Source organism: Psychrosphaera sp., assembly GCF_982872775.1.
Genome location: NZ_CEYNSH010000025.1, coordinates 14,130 through 36,803, shown reverse-complemented (window position 1 = coordinate 36,803; position 22,674 = coordinate 14,130). Strand labels below are relative to the sequence as shown.

General features: G+C 42.3%; 19 protein-coding genes. 18 read left to right on the top strand and 1 reads right to left on the bottom strand.

Annotated features, from left to right (window positions below; genetic code table 11):
* From AC4E96_RS09005 to AC4E96_RS08935, 15 genes are all read left to right on the top strand, one after another.
* Nucleotides 1–939: glycosyltransferase family 2 protein (locus tag AC4E96_RS09005; RefSeq protein WP_490255583.1), on the top strand; the 939-nt coding region annotated here is incomplete at its 5' end.
* Nucleotides 940–957: 18 nt separating this feature from the next.
* Entirely contained in the window at nt 958–2,061 is a 1,104-nt protein-coding gene (locus AC4E96_RS09000) for a hypothetical protein (RefSeq protein WP_490255582.1), read from the top strand.
* On the top strand, nt 2,051–2,827 hold the full coding sequence (locus AC4E96_RS08995) for a sulfotransferase family 2 domain-containing protein (protein WP_490255581.1): 777 nt from the start codon (nt 2,051–2,053) through the stop codon (nt 2,825–2,827). The genes AC4E96_RS09000 and AC4E96_RS08995 overlap by 11 nt, the downstream gene beginning before the upstream one ends.
* Before the next feature lies 1 nt (nt 2,828).
* A complete protein-coding gene (locus tag AC4E96_RS08990) occupies nt 2,829–3,689 on the top strand; it encodes a glycosyltransferase (RefSeq protein ID WP_490255580.1) in 861 nt (286 codons plus the stop codon).
* Nucleotides 3,686–4,555 carry a glycosyltransferase family 2 protein gene (locus tag AC4E96_RS08985; protein WP_490255579.1) on the top strand — a complete coding sequence of 290 codons (870 nt, stop codon included), beginning with the start codon at nt 3,686–3,688 and terminating at the stop codon, nt 4,553–4,555. The genes AC4E96_RS08990 and AC4E96_RS08985 overlap by 4 nt, the downstream gene beginning before the upstream one ends.
* Entirely contained in the window at nt 4,549–5,490 is a 942-nt protein-coding gene (cysD, locus tag AC4E96_RS08980) for a sulfate adenylyltransferase subunit CysD (RefSeq protein WP_488033803.1), read from the top strand. Before AC4E96_RS08985 ends, cysD begins: the two co-directional genes overlap by 7 nt.
* Entirely contained in the window at nt 5,490–6,914 is a 1,425-nt protein-coding gene (cysN, locus tag AC4E96_RS08975; RefSeq protein WP_488033790.1) for a sulfate adenylyltransferase subunit CysN, read from the top strand. The genes cysD and cysN overlap by 1 nt, the downstream gene beginning before the upstream one ends.
* A gap of 17 nt (nt 6,915–6,931) precedes the next feature.
* Nucleotides 6,932–8,731: an SLC13 family permease gene (locus AC4E96_RS08970; RefSeq protein ID WP_490255578.1), complete on the top strand. Its 1,800-nt coding sequence runs from the start codon at nt 6,932–6,934 to the stop codon at nt 8,729–8,731.
* A 108-nt stretch (nt 8,732–8,839) separates the two neighbouring features.
* On the top strand, nt 8,840–9,907 hold the full coding sequence (locus AC4E96_RS08965; protein ID WP_490255577.1) for a hypothetical protein: 1,068 nt from the start codon (nt 8,840–8,842) through the stop codon (nt 9,905–9,907).
* Nucleotides 9,897–11,168, top strand: a complete 1,272-nt coding sequence (locus AC4E96_RS08960) for a polysaccharide biosynthesis protein (RefSeq protein WP_490255576.1) — start codon at nt 9,897–9,899, stop codon at nt 11,166–11,168. Before AC4E96_RS08965 ends, AC4E96_RS08960 begins: the two co-directional genes overlap by 11 nt.
* Entirely contained in the window at nt 11,161–12,057 is an 897-nt protein-coding gene (locus tag AC4E96_RS08955) for an ATP-grasp fold amidoligase family protein (protein WP_490255575.1), read from the top strand. The genes AC4E96_RS08960 and AC4E96_RS08955 overlap by 8 nt, the downstream gene beginning before the upstream one ends.
* On the top strand, nt 12,050–13,198 hold the full coding sequence (locus AC4E96_RS08950) for a glycosyltransferase family 4 protein (RefSeq protein WP_490255574.1): 1,149 nt from the start codon (nt 12,050–12,052) through the stop codon (nt 13,196–13,198). The genes AC4E96_RS08955 and AC4E96_RS08950 overlap by 8 nt, the downstream gene beginning before the upstream one ends.
* Nucleotides 13,195–14,169: an NAD-dependent epimerase/dehydratase family protein gene (locus AC4E96_RS08945; protein ID WP_490255573.1), complete on the top strand. Its 975-nt coding sequence runs from the start codon at nt 13,195–13,197 to the stop codon at nt 14,167–14,169. Before AC4E96_RS08950 ends, AC4E96_RS08945 begins: the two co-directional genes overlap by 4 nt.
* Nucleotides 14,162–14,776, top strand: a complete 615-nt coding sequence (locus AC4E96_RS08940; protein ID WP_490255572.1) for a sugar transferase — start codon at nt 14,162–14,164, stop codon at nt 14,774–14,776. Before AC4E96_RS08945 ends, AC4E96_RS08940 begins: the two co-directional genes overlap by 8 nt.
* A 94-nt stretch (nt 14,777–14,870) precedes the next feature.
* Complete coding sequence (locus tag AC4E96_RS08935) at nt 14,871–16,919, top strand: polysaccharide biosynthesis protein (RefSeq protein ID WP_490255571.1); 2,049 nt, start codon at nt 14,871–14,873, stop codon at nt 16,917–16,919.
* 80 nt (nt 16,920–16,999) lie between these two features.
* Here the strand turns inward: AC4E96_RS08935 and galU are convergent, their stop codons facing one another.
* Nucleotides 17,000–17,920, bottom strand: coding sequence for a UTP--glucose-1-phosphate uridylyltransferase GalU (gene galU, locus AC4E96_RS08930; protein ID WP_490255570.1), 921 nt, complete (start codon nt 17,918–17,920; stop codon nt 17,000–17,002).
* A gap of 310 nt (nt 17,921–18,230) precedes the next feature.
* Here galU and cysC point away from each other — a divergent pair, with 310 nt between their 5' ends.
* From cysC to AC4E96_RS08915, 3 genes are all read left to right on the top strand, one after another.
* Nucleotides 18,231–18,860, top strand: a complete 630-nt coding sequence (gene cysC / locus AC4E96_RS08925; protein WP_490255569.1) for an adenylyl-sulfate kinase — start codon at nt 18,231–18,233, stop codon at nt 18,858–18,860.
* Nucleotides 18,861–18,898: 38 nt separating this feature from the next.
* Nucleotides 18,899–19,879 carry a DHH family phosphoesterase gene (locus AC4E96_RS08920; RefSeq protein WP_490255568.1) on the top strand — a complete coding sequence of 327 codons (981 nt, stop codon included), beginning with the start codon at nt 18,899–18,901 and terminating at the stop codon, nt 19,877–19,879.
* Nucleotides 19,880–20,084: 205 nt separating this feature from the next.
* Complete coding sequence (locus tag AC4E96_RS08915; protein WP_490255567.1) at nt 20,085–22,673, top strand: SLBB domain-containing protein; 2,589 nt, start codon at nt 20,085–20,087, stop codon at nt 22,671–22,673.
* Nucleotide 22,674: the final 1 nt, after the last annotated feature.

Sequence of the window (22,674 nt, the reverse complement as noted above, 5' to 3'; positions counted from 1 at the left end):
TTGTCACGGTTTTTTGATTTTAGTCAGTTAATTGAAGCTGGCCATGTTAAGAACGTTAAAAATCGTAGTGGTGTTCAGTCAATTGCTTGGAATTTTGCGAACCACGAGCCATTGGTTAGCTTGATCATTCCTACTAAAAACCAAAAGACGTTAGTTCAACTTTGTATAGACAGTATTGTCGATAAAACGACGTACACTAACTACGAAATTATTTTGGTTGATAACAACTCTGACTGTAACGAATCTCTCGAATACTTTGATCAGTTGTCGAAGGAAGGAAAAGTCAGACTGTTAAAGTACCCACACCCGTTTAACTATTCAGCCATCAATAACTTTGCGGCGAAACAAGCAAACGGCAGTGTAATAGGTCTAATTAATAATGATGTTGAGGTTATAGAACCTGAATGGTTGTCTTATATGGTTGGGCATGTCTCTCGCCCAGACGTTGGTTGTGTAGGCGCTAAGTTATTATATCCAAATAAAACTATCCAGCATGCGGGTGTAGTCATGGGATATGGTGGAGGTGCAGGGCACGCTCACAAATACTTCGACGAGTCAGACCCTGGGTATCTAAATCGTATCGCAGCAACAAACAGCTTCTCTGCCGTTACCGCAGCTTGTTTGTTAGTAACGAAACAAGACTTTGATGCGGTTGCTGGGTTAAATGAAAATGACCTAACCGTTGCGTTTAATGACGTTGATTTTTGTTTAAAGGTCAAGTCTCTAAACAAACGAAATATATATTGTGCCGAAGCGGTTTTGTTTCACCATGAGTCCATTTCTCGAGGGGATGATGTTTCTCCAGAGAAACGAAAGCGGTTTGAAAGTGAGCTGTCGTACTTACAGACGAATTGGGCCGACACCATTGAGCGCGATCCATGTTACAATCCTTGGTTAACCTTAAAACACGAGAATTTTTCATTTAAAGAACTAGGGTAGTGGGTAACGCCTCATCATATGAACAACATTATTCTTCACGTAGGGCCTGGTAAAACCGGGTCTTCTGCTATTCAGCATTGGTTAGTTAAACAGCGCAAAGAGTTAGCTGACCATGGGATCTATTACCCAGAACACAAACTAGACTCGAACGGAATCAGTGCAGGGCATGCATTGACTTTGTTTGATCGTGATAAAGATCAAAATCTTGTTATAAGCACCAAAAAAGTAGCCAAGCTCAAAGAAGGCTTTGCAGCGTCCAATTGTCATACGCTTCTACTATCTTCAGAAGCATTTGCCGTCCGAATCGAAAGTATCATTGCACAGTTCCCAAAATGTAAAGTGATTTACTATTTTAGAAGCCCAATTGAATCTGCCGAGTCGGTATATAATCAATCCATCAAGCGCCATTTCAATACCAAAGTGTTTAATACCAGAAGAATGAATATTAAACGCCTAGAAGAATTCTTTGGCATTGTTAAAAATAACGCTAGCGTTGAATTGGATATACGACCATACGGAAAAGCGTTTTTTAAACGCGGTGATATTGTCAGTGATTTTATGGATGCGGTAGATCCTACATTTAACGTACATGCGCCTAGTAGAGTAATAAACACATCATATAGTTTTGAAGCACTCGAGTTTAAGCGACTGCTGAATGAAGTCGCTGCTCAGGGTTTTCACCGTCGTTTAGACCGCTTTTTACAAGGGTATAAAGGCAAAAACTTAAAATACACCTTTGTTTCAAATGAAGAAAAGAAAGTACATTCAGAAAAATTGATTAAAAAGGTAAAGAAGTTATTTGCTAACAGTGACTATTGCAGTGAGCCCTTAGTCCAAGTTTTGCAAAGCTTTTCCGACAAGCCATTTGCGTCACAACAAAAAACAGAGCAAACCTGCTACAACGAATTCGGCGCGTTATTAGAGTCGATGAAAACAACCGATAAAGCATTGTTCATAGAAACGAGCTCATTAGTGTTGGCCTATTCGTCATCATCAACACAATTGAAATTGTTAAAAAATGTAATAAAGCAGACAAAGCTATCATTAATCGATAAAATGGCTGTCTATTTTTGGGTTGTTAAGTGGAAATTAACGTCAACAAAGGGACAAAATGAGTCTTAATTTTTTTAAATCTGTTGCTAAAGACATGAAACGTGGCATTTCCATTGCCAAAGGCTTAGGCAGGGGTTTAGACAACGGTCAAATGTCGTTTTTAAGTAAGGCTGACATAGACGGAGGCGCTGTTGCGTCGGACTCCCTGCAGGTGGTGTTTTACCATATCCCTAAAACGGCTGGGACTTCGTTCAAAGAGTCACTCTTCAATGCTTACGGGCTCGAAAAGTGTTTTGTAGCGACTCGCGCAATCGGACTGGATAACTTTAAAAAAGGCAATGCAGCACTTGTTGATAAACAATTCCGTGTTTTGAGTGGTCATTTTCAGGCTTACCCTAGTCATCAACAAGCGTACCCAAATGCAAAGCGAGTCGTCTGGTTACGAGAGCCAATGGCACGAGCTTTCTCGTCGATGAATCACTGGTTAAAAGATACAAGCTCTAGCCAATATAAAAGAGTAAAGCAAACGTTCCCCGGTTGTGATAGCCAAGATAGGCTCGAGCTCTTTGAGGCCCTGTTAAAAAATCAAAACACGGTATCTCTTTTTAAAACATACCAACGATTTTTATCGAATGTCGACAGTGACTTCTTCCATTTTGTTGGCCGTTTAGAAAATATCGACGAAGACCTTAAGCGCGCATCGCAACTATTGGGCGTCGAGCTTCAACAAGAACACCTCAATTTAGGGAAAACGAGGCCGCAGAAGGACTTATCTCAATTTGAACAATACCTGCCTGAAGAAGTAAAGCAGTATCAAAGGTTTATTAAAAGTTAATATGTCGAAGCCCATACAATCATCATACGGTGCCATTGTTGCCATGTCAGTATACCAAGAAGATCGTCTATCTTGGTTGATTGAGGCTGTCGATAGCGTACTACAGCAAGATTATGATGATTTTTTATTTGTCATTCACCAAGATGGACCTGTACCTGAAGAGGTGAGCCAATATTTGGAACGTCTTGAAACACAGCACGAAAATGTGAAACGCTTGGTGTCAGCGGAGAATGGTGGGCTAGGTAAAGCACTTAATACCATTATTGACTGGGCCGCGTGTGTGAACCCCAAATATATTATTCGTATGGACAGCGATGATATTTGCTTGCCGGGGCGTTTTTATAAACAAATTGAGTTTTTGGAACAAAATCCAGATATTGATGTGTTAGGGACAAGCCTGACCGAAGTCAACGAAATTGGCCAGCAAGTTGGTCGTCGCTATATGCCAGAACACCATAACTTATTAATGAAAGTACTTGCACGTCGCTGTCCTTTAAATCATCCTACGGTAGTAATTCGGTATGAGTCATTATTAAAGTATGGGAGTTACGATCCAAGCCATACGAATACTCAAGATTATTACTTATGGATTAAGATGGTTAGCCAAGGCGCTAAGCTTTCAAATTTACGTGAGCCATTATTAAAGTTTCGCCGCGTAGATGGTTTTTATAAGCGCCGTGGCTTTGTTAAATCGGTCAATGAATTAAAAGCCCGATTTTTAGCAATGAACAAATTGCGATTGTGGACGCCATTTAATGTTTTTTATGCATTGATGGTGTTTGGTCTTCGAATGATGCCGCCCCAAATTGTCAAAGCGGCCTATTATATCGATCGCAAATTAATACATGGAAAACACAAATGATTGGTGCGGTCGTCGTTTTATACAATCCGGATCTGAATATTACCAGTGAACTTTTGGACAGTTTGACTACACAAGTGTCCAATGTTGTTGTTATCGATAATAGCGCTGATGCGGCAATCAAACAGCCAACAGAATTGGGTGTTAAGCCAGCAGACTATTTACATTTTCCGGATAACATAGGCCTTGCCGCTGCACATAACAAAGGCCTTGAAAAGCTCGTTGAGACTGGATGTGAATATGGCGTTATTTTTGACCAAGACAGTCTCGTCGCTGATGGGTTTATTGAAGGCTTAAAGTCTTCGTTAGACTATGGACTTAAGCACCACAACATGGTGGCCGTAGGGCCTCAAGTATGGTGTAGTTTTGACAGTAACGACGTGCGACCTCGAGTACAAAAACGCCAAAAGGTGAAAGCGGATCTTGAAATCGCGAGCCAAATTATTAGTTCGGGTATGATGTTGCATTTGCCGAGCCTCACAAAAGTCGGTAAGAAAGACGAGCGTTTGTTTATTGATGGTGTCGACCACGAGTGGTGTTGGCGAGCTCGCGCGAAGGGTTATAAAGTGGGTATTGCCACTAACATTATCATGCCACATCGACTCGGAGACGAGCGTAAAACACTGTTGGGTATTACTTATAAAGTCGGTAGCCCAATTCGTATGTATTACCAATTTAGAAACAACTTATTGCTGTCTCGACGGGGTTATGTACCGACGTACTGGAAGATTAGAAACTTAACCCTAATGGGCCTAAAGGTTTTGGTACAAAGTACAACACATCGGGATGGAAAATTGCGCTTCAAATATATGATGAAGGGCATTAAAGACGGGCTTGTTGCTCGCACTGGAAAGATTTCAAAATATTAAAATTTAGTTTAGGTAAATCAATTAACATGGACAAATACAATTTAACGCATCTCAAGGCGTTGGAAGCAGAAAGCATCCAGATTATCCGTGAAGTTGCAGCAGAATTTGACAACCCAGTCATGCTGTATTCAGTTGGTAAAGACTCAGCGGTTATGCTTCACTTGGCGCGTAAAGCGTTTTTCCCAGCCAAAATTCCATTCCCACTATTACACGTTGATACCACGTGGAAATTTAAAGAGATGATTGAATTTAGAGATCGTATGGCCAAAGAATACGGTTTTGAACTTAAAGTTCACATCAATCAGGAAGGTGTAGAGCAGGGTGTAGGTCCGTTTACTCATGGTAGTGCCAAACACACGGATGTCATGAAGACTCAAGGCTTAAAACAAGCCCTAAATGAAGGTCAATACGATGCCGCATTTGGTGGCGCTCGTCGTGATGAAGAAAAGTCTCGTGCGAAAGAACGTGTTTATTCGTTCCGTGACAAGAACCACGCTTGGGACCCAAAGAAACAGCGTCCAGAGCTTTGGAATATTTACAACAGTAATGTTGATAAAGGCGAGAGCATTCGTGTATTCCCACTCTCGAACTGGACCGAACTTGATATTTGGCAATACATTTACCTAGAAAACATTGAAATCGTGCCTTTATATTTTGCAGCGCCTCGCCCAGTGGTTGAGCGTGACGGTACTATGATCATGGTCGATGACGAGCGTATGCCACTTGAAGAAGGTGAAACGCCTGAAATGAAAATGGTTCGATTTAGAACCTTAGGTTGTTACCCACTTACCGGTGCGGTTGAATCAGAAGCAACCAGCTTACAAGAAATCATTCAAGAAATGTTATTGACTAAGACATCAGAGCGCCAAGGCCGTGTCATCGATCATGACTCCGCTGGTTCCATGGAGAAAAAGAAGATGGAGGGGTACTTCTAATGGCTCACCAATCAGATTTAATCGAACAAAACATTGAAGAGTATCTAACTCAACACGAAAACAAAGAGTTACTGCGTTTTATTACTTGTGGTTCTGTGGATGATGGTAAAAGTACCCTGATTGGGCGTTTGTTACATGACTCAAAAATGATCTTTGAAGATCAGTTAGCAGCCATCAAAAACGACTCTAAAAAATTCAATACAACAGACGAAGAGTTTGACTTAGCTTTGCTAGTAGACGGTTTACAGTCTGAGCGTGAACAAGGTATCACCATTGATGTGGCTTACCGTTATTTCTCGACAGATAAGCGTAAGTTCATTATTGCGGACACGCCAGGACACGAGCAATACACGCGTAATATGGCAACCGGTGCCTCGACTGCTGACCTTGCTATTATTTTGGTGGATGCTCGTTACGGTGTACAGACTCAAACACGTCGTCATAGCTTCATTGCGTCTCTGTTAGGCCTTAAAAACGTCATCGTTGCCATCAACAAAATGGACCTTTTAGACTTTAGCGAAAAAGTCTTTAACGACATCAAAGCGGATTACAGTGAACTAGCCGAAAGACTGGAATTACAAAACGTACAGTTTGTGCCAATTTCAGCATTAAAAGGCGACAACGTCGTCAGTCGCTCATTAAAGTCTCCGTGGTATCACGGCGAGACGTTAATGGAAATGCTAGAAAATACGCCAATTAGCAATTCATACAACTACGACGACTTCCGTATGCCTGTGCAATACGTAAATCGTCCAAACCTGGATTTCAGAGGGTTTGCCGGTACAATCGCGGGCGGTGTAGTTCGCGTGGGTGATGAAGTTGCGGTATTACCATCTGGTAAAACAAGCAAGATTAAAGAAATCGTCACGTTTGATGGCAATCTAGAAGAAGCATTTGCGCCAATGGCCGTCACGCTGACATTGGAAGACGAAATTGATGTGAGCCGCGGTGATGTGTTGGTACACGCTAATAACCTTGCGCAAGTTGCTAACGATTTAGAAGTAAATCTGATTTGGATGGCCGAACAACCAATGGTGCCAAACAAGCAGTACGACTTTAAATTTGCTTCACGTCAAACAGCGGGCTCTTTAAGAGATATTGAATACAAAGTTGATGTGAACACAATGGAGCGCCACGAAGCGGTTCGTTTAGAGTTAAATGAAATTGCTCGTTGTCAGCTATCATTAAACCATCAAGTGGCTTTTGATATTTACAATAAAGTGAAAGGCACAGGCTCTTTCATTGTAATCGACCGCATGACCAACGTTACGGTTGGTGCCGGTATGATCACTGGCAAAGGCCAGCGCTCATCAAAAGTCGGTGGCTCAACAATTTCAGAATTTGAAATTGAACTTAACGCTTTAGTTCGTAAACACTTCCCACATTGGGATGCACGTGATATTACTGAGCTGTTAGGTAAATAACCAAAAGGACCAACTCAATGAGCACGGACGTGATGATCATGGTGCTGATTTTTGTCAGTACGATTATTGGGTTGGTCAAATTTCCCAACAATGCGGCGCAAGTTTTTTGCTCTTCATTGTTGGCAGTATTCCTACTTGGCTATGTCGACGAACAAACGGTCGTCAATAGCTTTACTAACATAGGCTTGTTAGTACTGGTCATGTTGTTACTGGCCTCCGTTGCCATTGAAAAAACCTCCGTTATTCGCTGGTTAACTGGCAAAATCGAAAGCTCTTCTTATTTTTTCTCTTGGCTAAAGCTTTTTATAACGACAGCGTTAGGCTCCGCGTTTTTGAATAACACTGCGGTGGTATCAACGCTTATAAGGCCGATACGCAACAACCCCAAAATCGCGGCGAGTCGTTTATTAATCCCTTTGTCTTACGCAGCTATTTTAGGCGGTACATTGACGCTTATTGGGACTTCAACCAATTTGATTGTCAATAGTATGTACGTTGAGGCGACAGGAGAAAGCCTCGACTTCTTTGTATTTTTACCGGTCGGTATTTGCGCATTAGCAGTCACCTCTGTGGCTATTTTTGGCATATCTAAGTTTTTACCTAATCAAGCCTTGGCAAACCCAGAAGTTCAAAAATACGTTATCGAAACCAAATTAGCAGCAGAGTCAAAACTCGTTGGCAAGTCCGTGCAAGACGCTGGGTTACGTCATCTCGAATCTCTATTTTTAGTCGAGATTATCCGCGATAAAAAGGTGTATTCGCCCGTTTCACCTGAAGAGGTTTTGGAAGCGGGTGATAGGTTGTTGTTTAGTGGTGATATCAATCAAGTATCGCAGCTAGAGCAATTTGAGGGGTTGGACATCGTCGTCGAGTCTAATACGGTCGACCTTGAGGATTTGACCGAAGTGGTTATTCGCCCAGATAGCCCTTTGGTTAGAAGCACATTAAAAGCCTCCCAGTTCCGCTCGAAATTCGATGCCGCAGTTATTGCGGTTAAGCGCGATGGTGCCTCATTAAGTGGCAAACTCGGTGAGCTGAGACTCAAAGCGGGTGACTACTTGGTTTTAGTTACCGGTCGTGATTTCCACAAACGTCACAACGTAAAAAAGAACTTTATTATTCTGAGCGGTGTACAACCAGAGCACAAATTATCGGGTTGGCGCGAGTGGTTTGCGGTACTAGGCTTTTTGGCGGTGATCGTCAGTGCTGGTTTGGGATTGTTTAGTCTGTTTAAAGGTTTGGCGGTATTATTGATTGTCATGGTATTGACAGGCTGTATGACCTCTCAAGACATCAAGCAACGTATGCCATATCAAATATGGGTGATTGTTGGCAGCGCTATTGTGTTATCACAGGCAATGACCAATACAGGGACTTTGAGCTATTTCTTAGGAATGGTCGACTTTGATGTGCAATCAGTGAGCAATGAGGTCGGTAATACTGTAGCTTCATCCACCTCTGCTGTATTGGGTCTGGATAATTGGGTGTGGCCACCAGGCTTCTTAATGTTAGTAACTGTGTTTTTTATCACACTCATATTAACCGAATTAGTCACCAACAATGCCGCAGCGGCGTTGATGTTCCCTATTGCATATTCTATCCCTATGTCTTCATCAATGGATGTGATGCCCTTTGTACTTGGCGTCGCGTTTGCTGCAAGCAGTAGTTTTATCAGTCCTTATAGCTACCAAACAAACCTCATGGTTTATAACGCTGGTCAATATCGACTCAAAGATTTTGCCAAGGCTGGTCTTCCAGTTTCCCTCACCTATTCAATATCTGTCCTGACAACGCTTTATTATTTTTATTTTTTGTAGCCTTTAGGGTCGTTTAACGATACCTTTGTCTAAAGGGTTAGTGTATATTTGTGATACACACCACGACATAATAATAATAAGTGACGAAACACGTCAGTCAGGATGCGAATGAGCAAAAAGCAGTTTTTTGTATCGTTAGTTTTAGCCAAGCTTCTGTTCTCCTTCATATCATGGTACGTCATTGGTGGCATGACACAATTAGGGGACACGCAAAGCTATTTATCCGGTATGTTTTTATACCGGAATGACTGGTCGTCGACCGCGTTTATCATGTCTTATTTTGGCAAGATGTTTTCCAACATTGTTGGGTATAACGTCATCGCCAACTTCCCTCTGTTATTTATAGGCTTGGCTGGAATATGGTTAGGCGTTAAAAAAATCGAAATGCCTGCGCCATACTGGCTTATGTTTCTCTTAGTCATGTGCATGCCTTCGACGCTCATGTGGACGTCGATTCATTCGAAAGAAGCCGTGCTCAATGCTTTGTTAGGCGTATTGGCGTATTTGCTTATTCATAAAATCTCCGGCGAAGACTGGAGCGTTAAACACAAAGTCGTTCTCGCTGTTACCTATTTGATGATTGCATTCTTTAAGCCTCTTTATGTGCCGGCAATTAGTTGGTTTTTGTTGTACGCAATGACCTACCAAATAAAAGTAAAAAAGGTGTTTATAACCCTAACCTTATCTGTGTTGGGCATTGGCTTGTTTGCTTTAGTTATTCATTTGTTTTACGACCAGCTTTCCACGTACCTGCAATTATTCCACCGAAACTTCACGACGAAAGGTGAGTTAACACGAATCGGCAACGTCTGGCAAAGTGTGGATGAATTTTTGCTATCAGCACTTAGTGGTATGTTTATTTCGTTTATTGGTCCGACTTTTATGGAGGCCGTTAAAGTCATTACAATGCTGCCGTTTTTTGTCGAAGGTTTGGCTACCGTCTTTATTATCTTTTATCTGATCTTAAGGGCGTCTGTGAAACAGTCTGAGCTCTATGTTCATACCTTTTTTATGTTATTTGGTGGCGTCATTCTGTTTTTGTTGGCTCAGTATCCGGTTGGTTTCTTTAACCCAGGCAGTGCGATTCGCTACAAGCAGTCGTTTTTACCATTTTTGTTTACCATTTTATTTTATTTGGCCTACGACATCAGAGTAAGGCAAGTTAATGTTTCCTAAATTATTCACTCAATCCATTTTATTTATCTTAATTCAGTGGTTAGTCATTAAGTTGGTCTTGGCTTCAACGGGTCTGACTGGACTGGGTTATTACTTTTACTATTTGAGTGTACTGGCGCCATTTTTTGTGTTGCTAAGTGGCCACTTCAAAAACTACGGTACCCAAGATACAGAGCTAAAGGGAATAGGTCACATTGATTGGCCTGCTTTACTAACACTTAGAGATCAGCAGTTTTGGTCCTTGATGGTGGTCGTTTGTTTGGGTTTATTGGTGGTCTTCTTCTCAAATTGGACTGGAAGTACCAATGAACTTGATTCCAACCTGCAAGTAATATCGCTATTTTTATTAGTGTGTTCCCTCAAATTTTACGAAGTACATGCAGACACTCGTCAAGCACATGAAATAAGGAATCAAACCGTAGGCTTAGGGCTAAAAGTCACGACCGTTGTTTTTGTTATTGTGTTCGTTGTTTTTGTGGCGGTCAGTTTGGATCTAATGCCATCATTTGGATTGATGTTGAGTCTCGGAGGTATAACCCTGCTAACTTGTGCATTCTTGTATTTGCGCTTATCCATTAAACCTAAAGAACCTGCTTCATTTCCTCCAGATAACAAAGCCTTAACACGCACTAGTACGACAAGCCTTGCTTGGTATTTTATAAAAACCGTAGGCCTGCAGGCTTTTATCGTGGCGCTTATTGCAGCTATTCCTAGAATTACCGTCGAACAGCTGTTAGGTCCTAAAGACCTAGCTGTGTTTGGTAGTTTGATTTATTTCTATCTTCTTGCCCACATCATTGCGATGTCTTTATTTCAAAGCCGGATTGCAGTAACAAAGAACTACCACAGTCTTATCCGCCCTTTAGCGATGTTAATGGGTATTGGGGTTATCGCCGTTGGCGTCAGTGTCAGTATGCACAACTGGATCATTACGCTCGTGTTTGACTCGAACGTTGCAGAACACTCTTGGCGCTTACCGTATTTTGTTGGTTTTATCACAATTGGTGTGATGGTTACTTACCTGGAGCAGTTTTACATATTACGCCACGAAAGTGACCGATTGGTCCGTATCAATCTTGTCGTCTTAATTCTCTCTTTTGTGCTTTGTCCTTGGTTTGCATTTCAATGGGGCTTTGATGGTGTCGTTGCATACATGTATCTGCTCTTTGTTACGAAGTTTGTGTGGTTGTGTGCTGGTGTAGAAATGCGAAGTGAGTTGCGAAAAAATGCCAGTCAAATAGAAGGAAAATTAAATGGTTAGTTGGCAGTATCGTTGGTTTTCATCCTTGGTTGCGTTGATGCCCGTTCGACTAAAAATTAAATTGTTGTATTTTCGTCGCTTTAAAAAACGACCGAATTTAAACGCCCCCAAAACATTTAATGAAAAGGTCAATTGGCGCAAACTGAATGAATTTGACCCTTTGTTTACCATCGCGGCCGATAAAATTGCGTCCAAAGACTGGGCGACCAAGTTGTGTCCAAACATTTTGGTTCCTGAGACGTTGTGGCAAGGCACCAGCTTTAGAGAGCTTGAACGTTGGCTCGACAACAATAACCTGCCTCAACAATTTGTCATAAAAGGCAATCATGGCAGTCGGATGAATTTGTTTTACCAACAAGGGCAAAGCCAATTGGATTTTGATGAGCTGGAAAAAACTCGCCGCCGCTGGTTCAAGCACGACCAATACTCAACGTTAGGAGAATGGGGCTACAAAAATATTAAAAAGCAGGTGTTCGTCGAAGCGTTTTTGGACTTTAAGGGCACAGTGCCAGATGACTACAAGTTTTTTGTCTATCACGGCAAGGCACACTTTGTACAGCTTGATACCGGTCGTTTTAATGGTCATCACAGAAACATTTTTGATAGAAACTGGAATGACTTAAACATCGATTTTAGTCATCCAAGTAAAGTCCCTTCGCCTGAGTGTCCCGTTTGTTTTGACGAAATGCTTGAAGCGGCCGAAAAAATTGGCCGCTACTTTAGCTTTGTTCGGGTGGATTTTTATCAGTTAGATGGGCGCGTCTATTTTGGTGAATTGACACTTTATCCAGGCGCTGGATATGAAGTATTCCCGACATTAGATATTGATCACATGTTTGGTTTGCCTTGGAATATTGATGTTAAACCAGAGGTAGCTGCTCATGACTAAACGTTTGTTGTTTGTTGTAAACGTTGATTGGTTTTTTAAGTCGCATCGATTACCTATCGCGCTTAAAGCTATTGAAGAGGGCTATGAGGTTCACTTAGCCTGTTTGGACACGGGTGATTTTGATGAGTTAAGTCAGCTTGGTATACGTTGTCACTACATCGAATTTAGTCGCTCAGGTGCCAACCCAGCTCGCGAACTGGCTGCGATGCGCCAGTTGTATCAAGTACTAAAAGACGTCAACGCTGATATCGTGCATACCGTCACCATTAAGCCTGCATTGTACGTTGGTTTATTGTCTAAATTAGTTCATATACCGGCATTGGTTTTTGCCATCAGTGGCCTTGGTTTGATGTTTTCATCGGACGGGCACACTGTTAAGCGAACGTTGATCAAGTGGTTGTATCGATTAGCTTTGTCCCACAAAAACAAAACGATTATCTTTCAAAACCCTTCTGACAAACAACAGCTCTTATCCGTTTTAAAGGAACCAGATGACGTCGCGCAAATGATCAAAGGCTCTGGGGCCGACTTGACCGAATTTGATTATGTTGAAGAGCCAATTGTTGAAGAGGAAGCCGCTAACTGCAGCCCAGTTAGAGTCGCCATGGCTGCAAGGTTGTTAAAAGACAAAGGCGTGTATGACTTTGTCGAAGCTGCCAAAAGACTTTCAAGTAAACCTAACGTTAATATTCAGTTTGTTTTGATTGGAGGACCCGACCCTGATAACCCGACAAGTGTTTCGATAGGTGAATTTGAAGCGTGGCAGCAGGCCAGTTTTATTGAAGTCGTTGGGCCAAGTAATGAAGTAGAAAAACACTTTGCCAATAGCCATATCGTTGTGTTGCCTTCTTATTATGGAGAGGGCTTACCAAAAGTGCTTATTGAGGCCGCAGCGATTGGCCGGGCAGTGATCACGACCGATAATCCAGGCTGTAAAGAGGCGGTTATTGAGAATGAGACCGCCTTAATCGTTCCTGCTAGAGACATTGACGCGTTGACTCAGGCGATTGAGTCATTGGCAAAAGACCACCATAAGCGACGACTAATGGGTAAACGTGGCCGAGCGTTAGCGGAAGCTGAGTTTGACGTAAAAAAAGTGGCAGAACGACACATAAAAATTTATGAGGAGCTTGGCCAATGAGAAAAATCCTGATCACAGGCGCAAGTGGGTTTATTGGCGGACACTTGGCTCGTTATTTTAATAACGCTGATGAGACAGACGGCAATAAAGATGAAGTGCAGCTTATATTACCTATTCGTCACTCAAATGCAGAGCTTGAGGCTTTGACAAATGCGAAAGTTATTAACGTAGGAGACATCGACGGCAATACAGATTGGGACACCTTGTTAAAAGAAGATTTACATGGGGTGGATACGGTCATTCATTGTGCAGGCAACGCTGAAGCACTAAAAACGGGTCAGTCATTTAGTGATATAAATGTTAAAGGCACCGTTCAACTGGCCAAAGCTGCTTTAAAAGCAGGCATTCCTCATTTTATATTTTTGAGTAGCGTCAAAGCGACAGCACCTGTCGATGAAAACGACGCTTACGGCCAATCAAAAGCGCAAGCCGAACAAGAACTTAAACGATTATTTGCTCAATCGTCCCTTACCCAAACCGAACCCGTTGCCAGTCCTAAATTTGCGCCTGTATTAACCATCTTGAGGCCTTGTATGGTATACGGACCCGGTGGCAAAGGCACATTTATGAGTCTAACCAATGCACTAAAAAAACAGTGGCCGATGCCGTTAGGTGCAATTCGCCATAACCGTCGTAGTCTGTTGTACATAGATAATTTGATCAGCTTGATATCCCATCTATGTAACCAACCCACAAGCGGGACTTTTGTTGTGAGTAACGGTGACACGATATCGACCACTCAGATGGTCAATACCATCAAAGCAGGGGTGAAAAGTAAAAGCTTAAATGTGCCTGTACCTGCCTCGGTATTTAAGTTGGTTGGTCGAATAACCGGAAAAACCGCGATTACCGACCGACTAATCGGTGACATGGCGTTTGATATTGCCAACACCATCCAACAAACCGGTTGGCAACCAAACATAAACACCCAAGATTCCATTCTTTATTTTTTGAGTCAAAACCATGATTAGATGTTTAGATATTTTATTTTCTCTTTTGGGCCTTATTGTGGGCGCGCCTGTTCTTGCCATTATCTATGTCATTGGCTTGTTTGATACTGGCTATCCGTTGTTTTTTCAGCAACGAGTAGGGCGTCACCAAAAGCCTTTTGTTCTCGTCAAATTTAGGACCATGACCATAGAGACCAAGTCGGTTGCAAGTCACCTGGCGAGTGCGGCTTCAATTACGAAGTTGGGGGCGTTTTTACGTCGAACCAAACTCGATGAGCTACCACAGTTGTGGAATGTGTTAAAAGGTGAGATGAGTTTGGTCGGACCGAGACCAGGACTTGAAAATCAAATTGAGCTGACCAAAGCCCGCGAAGCGCTCGGTGTGTACCAATCAAGACCAGGGATCACAGGGTTGGGTCAAGTGAACAATGTCGACATGTCGACACCAGAACGTTTGGCCAAGTTAGATGCGCAAATGCTCCAGTCCTTAACCATCACGAGTTATTTCAAATACATTTTACAAACGGTCACTGGTAGCGGTCAGGGTGACAAGGTTCCCGACGCCAAGGCGACTGAACGTAATACCACTGAAGCCAATGACTCTAAGGGGCAGGACTCGCGGACTTAGGCACGACGATTGGCATGTTTTATATAAACAACCAAAGCGCCGTCACATTATAAATAGTAGCTACTTAAAAGAATAAAAATAAAGAGAGCGAAATATGCAATTGTTAAAATCGGTAATAGGCTTATCCAGAACCACCAAAGTAGTAATGGCGGTTGCAATTGATACCTTAATGATTGGTATTGCTTTTATGGGCGCCTTGATTGCAAGGTGGGACCAAATAGCGGTGATATACGATCCTTTTCACTGGTTGATTTTGGCCTTTGTTGCAGCAACAACATTACTGACCTTACTCAAGCTTGGCCTTTACCGCAATATGCTGAGGTATATGAACTTACAGGTGGTTTGGACAATAGTGGCGGCGAGCCTCGTTGGCTTGTTAACCGCTATTAGTGTGGCTTATTACTTAAAGTTTATGATACCACGCAGCGTTCCTTTTATTTTTGCGTGTTTTAATGTGATATTACTGGGGGGGTTGCGATTCGGTCTTTATGCCATGTTTGCCAGGCTGCAACAGGTGGGCAAACAGTCGGTACTAATTTATGGTGCCGGTGCTGCAGGCAGACAATTAGCCACGTCGTTAAAAAACAGTGATGAATATCACGTCGTCGGTTTTATCGATGATGACACCAAAAAGATAGACTCGATAATCCAGGGAGCACAGGTGTATGGTCGAGCCAACGTAAGTTCTCTTCTGCAAAAATATGACATTAGCGCATTGTTGTTAGCGTTTCCGAGTATCTCTCGAGATGAGCGACGTGCGGTTTTGAGGTTTTTGGAACCTATGCCAGTAAAAGTATTAACTATTCCCAGCGTGGACGAGTTAATGAGTGGCAACAAAGGTCTTGCTCAGTTCAAAGAAGTCGAAATTGATGACTTGTTAGGACGAGACCCAGTAAAACCAAATCAAGCGTTGCTCAGCAAAAACATTACTGGCAAAACGGTGATGGTGACGGGGGCTGGTGGTTCGATTGGTTCTGAGTTATGTAGACAGATCTTGGCCGTCAAACCTGCTCGGTTGATTTTGTTTGAGCTAAGTGAATTCTCACTATACGCCATAGACAAAGAACTCAAAGAGTTAGGTGTTAATGACACTTTGTTAGTGCCGTTACTCGGCAGTGTTCAAGATAAAAAGCGGGTTCAGTCCATTCTTCGTACTTATAAAGTCGACACTATTTATCATGCGGCCGCTTTCAAACACGTACCCATTGTCGAACACAATGTGGCAGAAGGCGTTCGTAATAACGTCTTTGGCACTTTGACCTTGGCAAAAGCGGCCATCGTCAATGATGTAGAAACCTTTGTGCTTATCTCGACCGATAAAGCCGTAAGACCAACGAATGTAATGGGCACCACCAAACGAATGGCGGAGCTCCTATTGCAAGGATTGGCCGAACATCAATCTATTACCCGTTTTTGTATGGTGCGGTTTGGCAATGTTTTAGGCTCTTCTGGTTCGGTCGTCCCACTGTTTCGCCAACAAATAAAAAATGGTGGACCCATAACCGTTACCCATAAAGACATAACACGATATTTTATGACGATTCCAGAAGCTTCTCAGCTTGTTATTCAGGCTGGCGCAATGGCAAAAGGCGGTGACGTATTTGTTTTAGATATGGGTGAACCAGTGAAAATCATTGATTTGGCTCGTAAGCTTATCCGCTTTAGTGGTCTAGAAGTGAAAGATGAAAACAACCCAACGGGTGATATCGCTATCGAATGCACCGGATTAAGGCCAGGTGAAAAACTCTATGAAGAACTGCTAGTCGGAGACAATGTTACCGGCACTGATCACCCAAGAATCATGACCGCCAAAGAGCTCATGTTACCGTGGCCGGAAATAAACAGCATTTTAGAGGAGTTACAGGACGCGTGTGATCTCAATGAACATTTATTGATTAGGCATGCGTTACTTCAAGCTCCCACGGCATTTAGCCCAAGTGACGAGATATGTGATTTGTTGTGGGCAGAAGATCACAAAGAGCTCGAAGCGGTGCTGCTTAATATGCGTGAACAGTTTGCGAAAAAACCGTACAACGAACATGACCTAATAGAATTTGACTTGGAGCAAAGTGAAGCTGAAGCGATAAAGGAATTGAAAAAGGGGCCACAGCCCAACATTTTAGGGCAACAAAAACTGAGCTAAAAGCAATAAAAAGGGCGGTTTAATGGCCGCCCTTAATTTGATGAAAGACCCGTCCTGATTAACGTAGTCGAATAAAGTAACTATTTTGCACTTAAGTATTCAGAAAACGCTTCACCCAATAAAGGATGACGCTTGCTGTATTCAACAAAGGCCTTCATGTAACCTAACTTGTCACCACAGTCGTGATAAGAACCTTTCATTACGTAAGCGTTGACTTGCTCCCAGTCCATCAGTGTCGCAATGGCATCGGTTAATTGGATCTCATCTCCTGCACCCACTGGTGTGCGCTCTAGAATATCCCAAATTTCCGCAGACAAAACATAACGGCCTACAACCGCTAGGTTAGATGGTGCATCTTCAACGCTTGGTTTTTCAACCATGCCAACCATTGCTTTTGATTCACCTGTTTTAATCTTAACGCCATCTAAATCGGCAATACCGTATTTGTTTACATCTTCATTAGGTACGGCATCAACCATGATTTGGCTTGCACGTGAGTCGTCATAAAGACGGATCATTTCTGCAAGATTGTCTTGTTTTAAGTTTGAGTCGTAGTCATTGATCATCACATCTGGCAATACTACGGCAAAAGGATGATTACCCACTAACGGACGAGCACAAGCCACCGCGTGACCTAAGCCTTTTGCTTCGCCTTGACGAACGTGCATGATGGTGACGTCCTTAGGACATATAGCCTGTACTTCATCTAGTAATTGACGCTTTACCCGTTTTTCTAGAATAGATTCAAGCTCGAAGCTTTTATCGAAGTGATTTTCGATGCTGTTTTTAGAAGAATGGGTCACCAAGATAATTTCTTTGATGCCCGCCGCAATAATTTCATTGACGACATATTGAATAATAGGCTTGTCGGCAATGGGCAACATCTCTTTAGGTATCGCTTTTGAGGCTGGTAGCATTCGAGTACCCAAACCAGCAACTGGAATAATTGCCTTTTTTACTTTGGATAGCTTGTTGTTTGCTTTGTTTGTGCTTTGAGTCATTGAAATTTCCTTTGTGTCCTTTTTTTCAATGTATATTAGGCCGCTATTTGGGTAAAAAAGAGGCCATATAATTAACAGCTATCGACTGAAGTCACTCTTCACTATCGATATTTGTACCCAGCAAGAATACCAAGCCTTATGAATGAATTCTATTTATAAAACCAATTCTGTTTTAATTAAGAAAATTTGATGAAATGGCCCCTCCTTATAAAGACATTCTAAATAGGGTAGTTTACAATCAAATCATATTGTTATGTCAGTAAGCGCTATAAGCGGTACAAAACTGAATGAAGCCATTAAGGAAATCATTATGACAACAAGCACAGCGAAGAATGCAAGCTCGACTTCAGAAAATGTCGTATGGCACCAGCACAATGTGTCTCATGAGCAACGTACGAGTGCCAATGGACACAAGGCTGCAATACTTTGGTACACAGGGTTAAGCGGTTCGGGTAAATCAACCGTTGCTAATGCCGTTGATCAAAAGCTGTTTGAGCGCGGTTGTCATACTTATGTACTTGATGGCGATAATGTACGTCATGGTCTAAATGGCGATTTGACCTTTAGTGACAAAGACAGGGTCGAGAACATCCGTCGTATTGGCGAAGTCAGTAAACTGTTTGTTGATGCGGGTCTTATCGTATCTACCGCCTTTATCTCGCCGTTTGCGAGTGATCGGAATATGGTGCGTGATTTGATGCCAGAAGGGCAGTTTATTGAAGTGTTTGTCGATACTCCATTATCAGTATGTGAAGAGCGTGACCCGAAAGGTTTATACAAAAAAGCTCGTAATGGCGAAATCAAGAACTTTACGGGAATTGACTCGGCGTATGACGTTCCTGAAAAGCCAGAAGTGCACCTCGAAACAGAAGGTAAGTCGATTGAAGAGTGTGCCGATGCAGTAATTGAGCAATTGATTGCGATGAAGTTAATAAAATAGCCCAGACTGGCAAAACCAAACAATAAAAAGAAGAATAAATGAATTTTGATGTATTTAATGGCGACGCCGATGGCATTTTGGCGTTGTTACAATTGCGCTTAGCACAACACAATGACACCAAAGCCAGTGATGCTGCATTAATAACGGGTATTAAGCGTGATGTTAGTCTCGTTAAACAAATTCCCCTTTCGGAGTTAACGCCTGAATCCAAAGTCACCATCCTCGACGTCTCTATGGAAAAAAACATAGATGCATTGTCTTCGGTATTAAAAACAGAAGCTGAGGTGTTATACATTGACCATCATCGAGCGGGCTCTATTCCTAATGTCAGTAATTTGGACTCGCACATCGATTTATCAGCGGATACGTGTACAGCCTTGATTGTTGATAAACTTTTGGAAGGTCAGTTTCACTTATGGGCGATAACGGCAGCTTATGGCGACAACTTAGTATCCGTTGCTGACCAATTAGCTAAACAAGCAGAGTTAAGTGAAACCGAAGCTGAGCAACTTAAAGAGCTAGGTACCCTGATCAATTATAATGGTTATGGTGCTCACACAGATGATTTGGCTTATCACCCTGCAGACTTGTATCAAGCATTACTACAATACCCAAACCCGTTTGATTGTATCAGCGACTCGAACTCGCCGTTTCATGTATTAAAGGCAGCGTTTGATAGCGACTTTGCGATGGCGTCTCAAAGTGAAATCAAACACGTGAGTGAGCAATGCTTAGCAGTCTTGTTGGCTGACGAACCTTGGAGTCGACGCATTAGCGGTACTTACGGCAACCATTTAGCAAACCAGTCACCTGATCGCGCTCATGTTGTGTTAACAACAATCGATGAAGACCACTACTTAGTAAGTTTACGCGCACCACTTAACAACAAAACTGGTGCCGGCGAAATATGCTCACAATTCGAAACCGGTGGAGGCCGAGCAGGTGCTGCGGGTATTAATAAATTGCCTAAAAAAGATTTATGTAAATTAATTACAACAATTACAAGCTTTTACGGTTAAAGGTGACGAAAATAGCGGCATGTGTTCCTAAAATGGTAAACTTAGGGGTGTAAAAGAGCGGAGATTACTGTAGTATCCCGCACTCGATTTTTGGTAAAGGGATTTCCAAGGTTACATCCTATCTTGCCTTTCGTGTTGTAATTAAGTTTCAGATTTAACCCAAACTTAATATTAAAGATTTGAAAACGTTTTAGAGGATTAATCTATGAACAAGGCCTTTTTTAAAGGGTTCGTTGCAGTTGCGTCACTAGCTTCAGCTTTATGGCTGTCGACCGCGCAAGCACAAATTTCTACTACGCCGTCTGCGGCGCAAATCGAACAATTTAAAAAACTCCCTAAAGCGCAACAAAAAGCGATGGCCAAACAATTTGGTATCGATATCAGCGCACTAGAGGGCGGCAATGCCCCTGTTTCTAATCGTAGTGCAGCTCCAGAATTACAATACTTAGAAAACCAGCGTTCTACCAAATCTCCTGAAGCAGAAGCAAAAGAAACTCAACAAAAACAAGACAATCTAAACCGTTTACAACCTTTTGGTTATGATATTTTTGAAGGCATGCAAACTGCTTTTATGCCAAATGGAAACCTAAGTGTTCCTGCAGACTATATCATTGGCCCGGGCGATAGTTTACAAATCTCCTTGTACGGAAAAGCCTCAAGCACCGAAGTCGTTACTGTCGATAACGAAGGCAAAATAAGCTTCGCCGAACTCGAACCAATGAACGTATCTGGCTTGAGTTACCAAGAAGTAAAAGCGCGCATTGCGGATGTGGTGAGCGTTAGCATGATAGGGCTTAAGTCTTCTGTTTCTATTAGCGGTTTACGTTCTATTCAAGTCTTCGTGGTTGGTGATGTTAAAAAGCCAGGTGCCTATCAGTTATCAAGTCTATCGACTATTACCAATGCACTATTTATGAGTGGTGGCCCAACCAATATCGGTTCTTTAAGAAACATTGAACTGAAACGCGCTAATCAAACGGTAGCGACGTTAGATTTATACAAAATGTTCACTCAAGGTGACGCTTCTCAAGACAGCCGTTTACAAAACGGCGATGTAATCTTTATCAACTCGATCGACGCACAAGTAAAAATTTATGGTGAAGTACGTCGACCAGCAATATATGAAATTAAAAAAGATGAGACATTACCAGAGCTTATAAAATTAGCGGGTGGATTAACCTCATTGGCGTACCCTAAGAATGTATTGTTAACTACTCTTGACCAAAACTACCAAAGAATTGTTAAGCGTGTTGATTTAACTAATACACAAACGGCGACTCCAGCTCTGCTTAAAGGCGGCGATGTGGTTAGAGTGTTGCCTATTTCTCAACAATTTAGCCAAGTTGTCCATGTTGCGGGCGCCGTATCACGCCCAAGTGCCTATGCCTACTTTGATGGCATGACTCTTAATGATTTGATCGCAAGTTCGGACGACTTGAGCTTGTCTACTGACATGAACTATGCACTCATTGTTTCTGAAAACAAATCAGAAAATGAATACGGTAGCATTGTCATTAAACACTTTGCACCGAAAGAGGCTTTGTCTGGCTCGAGCATTCAACTTAACTCAAAAGACTTAGTATTGTTCTTCAATCGTTATGACGAAAGCGACTTTAATTCGGTAAAAGGCAATGAAAGTACCACTATTGGCGGTTACAACTACTTACATGCGCTTCGAACCGGTGACATCCAGTCACAACAGATAGCACTTGAGAAAACCAAACGTTTTACTCGCCAGCAATTAATTGCACCTTTAGTAAAGTTACTACAAGCCAACGCGATTCCAGGTCAATATGTACCTGTGGCCGAAATTACCGGACAAGTAAATTTCCCAGGTAGTTACCCTATTTCTAAAAACGCAACTGTATTAGAACTTATTGCCGCAGCCGGTGGCCTGCAAGAATCGGCAAACATGCAAACGAGTGAGATATCTCGTGTCGAACTAGACGCAGTCATTGGCAGTAAAGAACATTTGCGTTTTTCACTTAAACAAGCCTTAGCCGGTGATGCCAAGCATAACCTAGCCGTGCAGCCTAAAGATGTCGTGAATATCTTCCAAAAAGCCAACTGGCATGAAGAGAAACGAATCTCGTTAGTGGGTGAGGTAGTTTATCCAGGTACTTATACCATTCGCGAAGGTGAAAACTTAGCTTCTGTAATTGAGCGTGCAGGCGGTTTGACCAAGTTTGCAGCCCCAGAGTCTGCCTTCTTTACCCGTGAATCACTAAAAGCATTAGAGAAAAAGCAAGCGCGTGAGTTAGCTCGTAATCTAAGCAAAGAGTTAGCCTTTAAATCTATTACGTCCACTTACGGCAACATTGCCATTGGTGAAGTACAGTCGTTGGTTAATAATTTGACCGTTGTTGACGGTGTTGGCCGATTGATCATCGATTTACCTCGTGTCATCGAAGATGAAAACCACGACATTCAATTAGAAGATGGTGACAAACTGTATATCCCTACGTACCGCGAAGAAGTCAGTATTGTTGGTGAAGTACAAGTCGCTACCACTCACATATACAACCCAATGTGGGAATTAGAAGATTACTTAGCGTCAAGTGGTGGATTGCGTCAGCAAGCCGATGATGACCGTGTATATGTGATTCGAGCTAATGGCTTGGTTGAAATCCCTGATGCGACTTGGATTGGCCGAGATAACACAACTATTAATCCGGGTGATACGATTGTCGTACCTTTAGACGCAAGTTACACAGACCGCTTGACGTTATGGGAAAAAGCAACCTCGATTTTCTATCAGTTAACGGTTGGTTTAGCAGCGATAGCGAGTTTCTAAT

Coding starts and splice junctions, on each gene's coding strand:
- cysC (WP_490255569.1), top strand. CDS start 18,231: ATGACAACAAGCACAGCGAAGAATGCAAGCTCGACTTCAGAAAATGTC.
- AC4E96_RS08945 (WP_490255573.1), top strand. CDS start 13,195: ATGAGAAAAATCCTGATCACAGGCGCAAGTGGGTTTATTGGCGGACAC.
- AC4E96_RS08950 (WP_490255574.1), top strand. CDS start 12,050: ATGACTAAACGTTTGTTGTTTGTTGTAAACGTTGATTGGTTTTTTAAG.
- AC4E96_RS09000 (WP_490255582.1), top strand. CDS start 958: ATGAACAACATTATTCTTCACGTAGGGCCTGGTAAAACCGGGTCTTCT.
- AC4E96_RS08915 (WP_490255567.1), top strand. CDS start 20,085: ATGAACAAGGCCTTTTTTAAAGGGTTCGTTGCAGTTGCGTCACTAGCT.
- AC4E96_RS08955 (WP_490255575.1), top strand. CDS start 11,161: ATGGTTAGTTGGCAGTATCGTTGGTTTTCATCCTTGGTTGCGTTGATG.
- AC4E96_RS08920 (WP_490255568.1), top strand. CDS start 18,899: ATGAATTTTGATGTATTTAATGGCGACGCCGATGGCATTTTGGCGTTG.
- AC4E96_RS08965 (WP_490255577.1), top strand. CDS start 8,840: ATGAGCAAAAAGCAGTTTTTTGTATCGTTAGTTTTAGCCAAGCTTCTG.
- AC4E96_RS08960 (WP_490255576.1), top strand. CDS start 9,897: ATGTTTCCTAAATTATTCACTCAATCCATTTTATTTATCTTAATTCAG.
- AC4E96_RS08970 (WP_490255578.1), top strand. CDS start 6,932: ATGAGCACGGACGTGATGATCATGGTGCTGATTTTTGTCAGTACGATT.
- AC4E96_RS08940 (WP_490255572.1), top strand. CDS start 14,162: ATGATTAGATGTTTAGATATTTTATTTTCTCTTTTGGGCCTTATTGTG.
- AC4E96_RS08990 (WP_490255580.1), top strand. CDS start 2,829: ATGTCGAAGCCCATACAATCATCATACGGTGCCATTGTTGCCATGTCA.
- galU (WP_490255570.1), bottom strand. CDS start 17,920: ATGACTCAAAGCACAAACAAAGCAAACAACAAGCTATCCAAAGTAAAA.
- cysN (WP_488033790.1), top strand. CDS start 5,490: ATGGCTCACCAATCAGATTTAATCGAACAAAACATTGAAGAGTATCTA.
- AC4E96_RS08995 (WP_490255581.1), top strand. CDS start 2,051: ATGAGTCTTAATTTTTTTAAATCTGTTGCTAAAGACATGAAACGTGGC.
- AC4E96_RS08985 (WP_490255579.1), top strand. CDS start 3,686: ATGATTGGTGCGGTCGTCGTTTTATACAATCCGGATCTGAATATTACC.
- AC4E96_RS08935 (WP_490255571.1), top strand. CDS start 14,871: ATGCAATTGTTAAAATCGGTAATAGGCTTATCCAGAACCACCAAAGTA.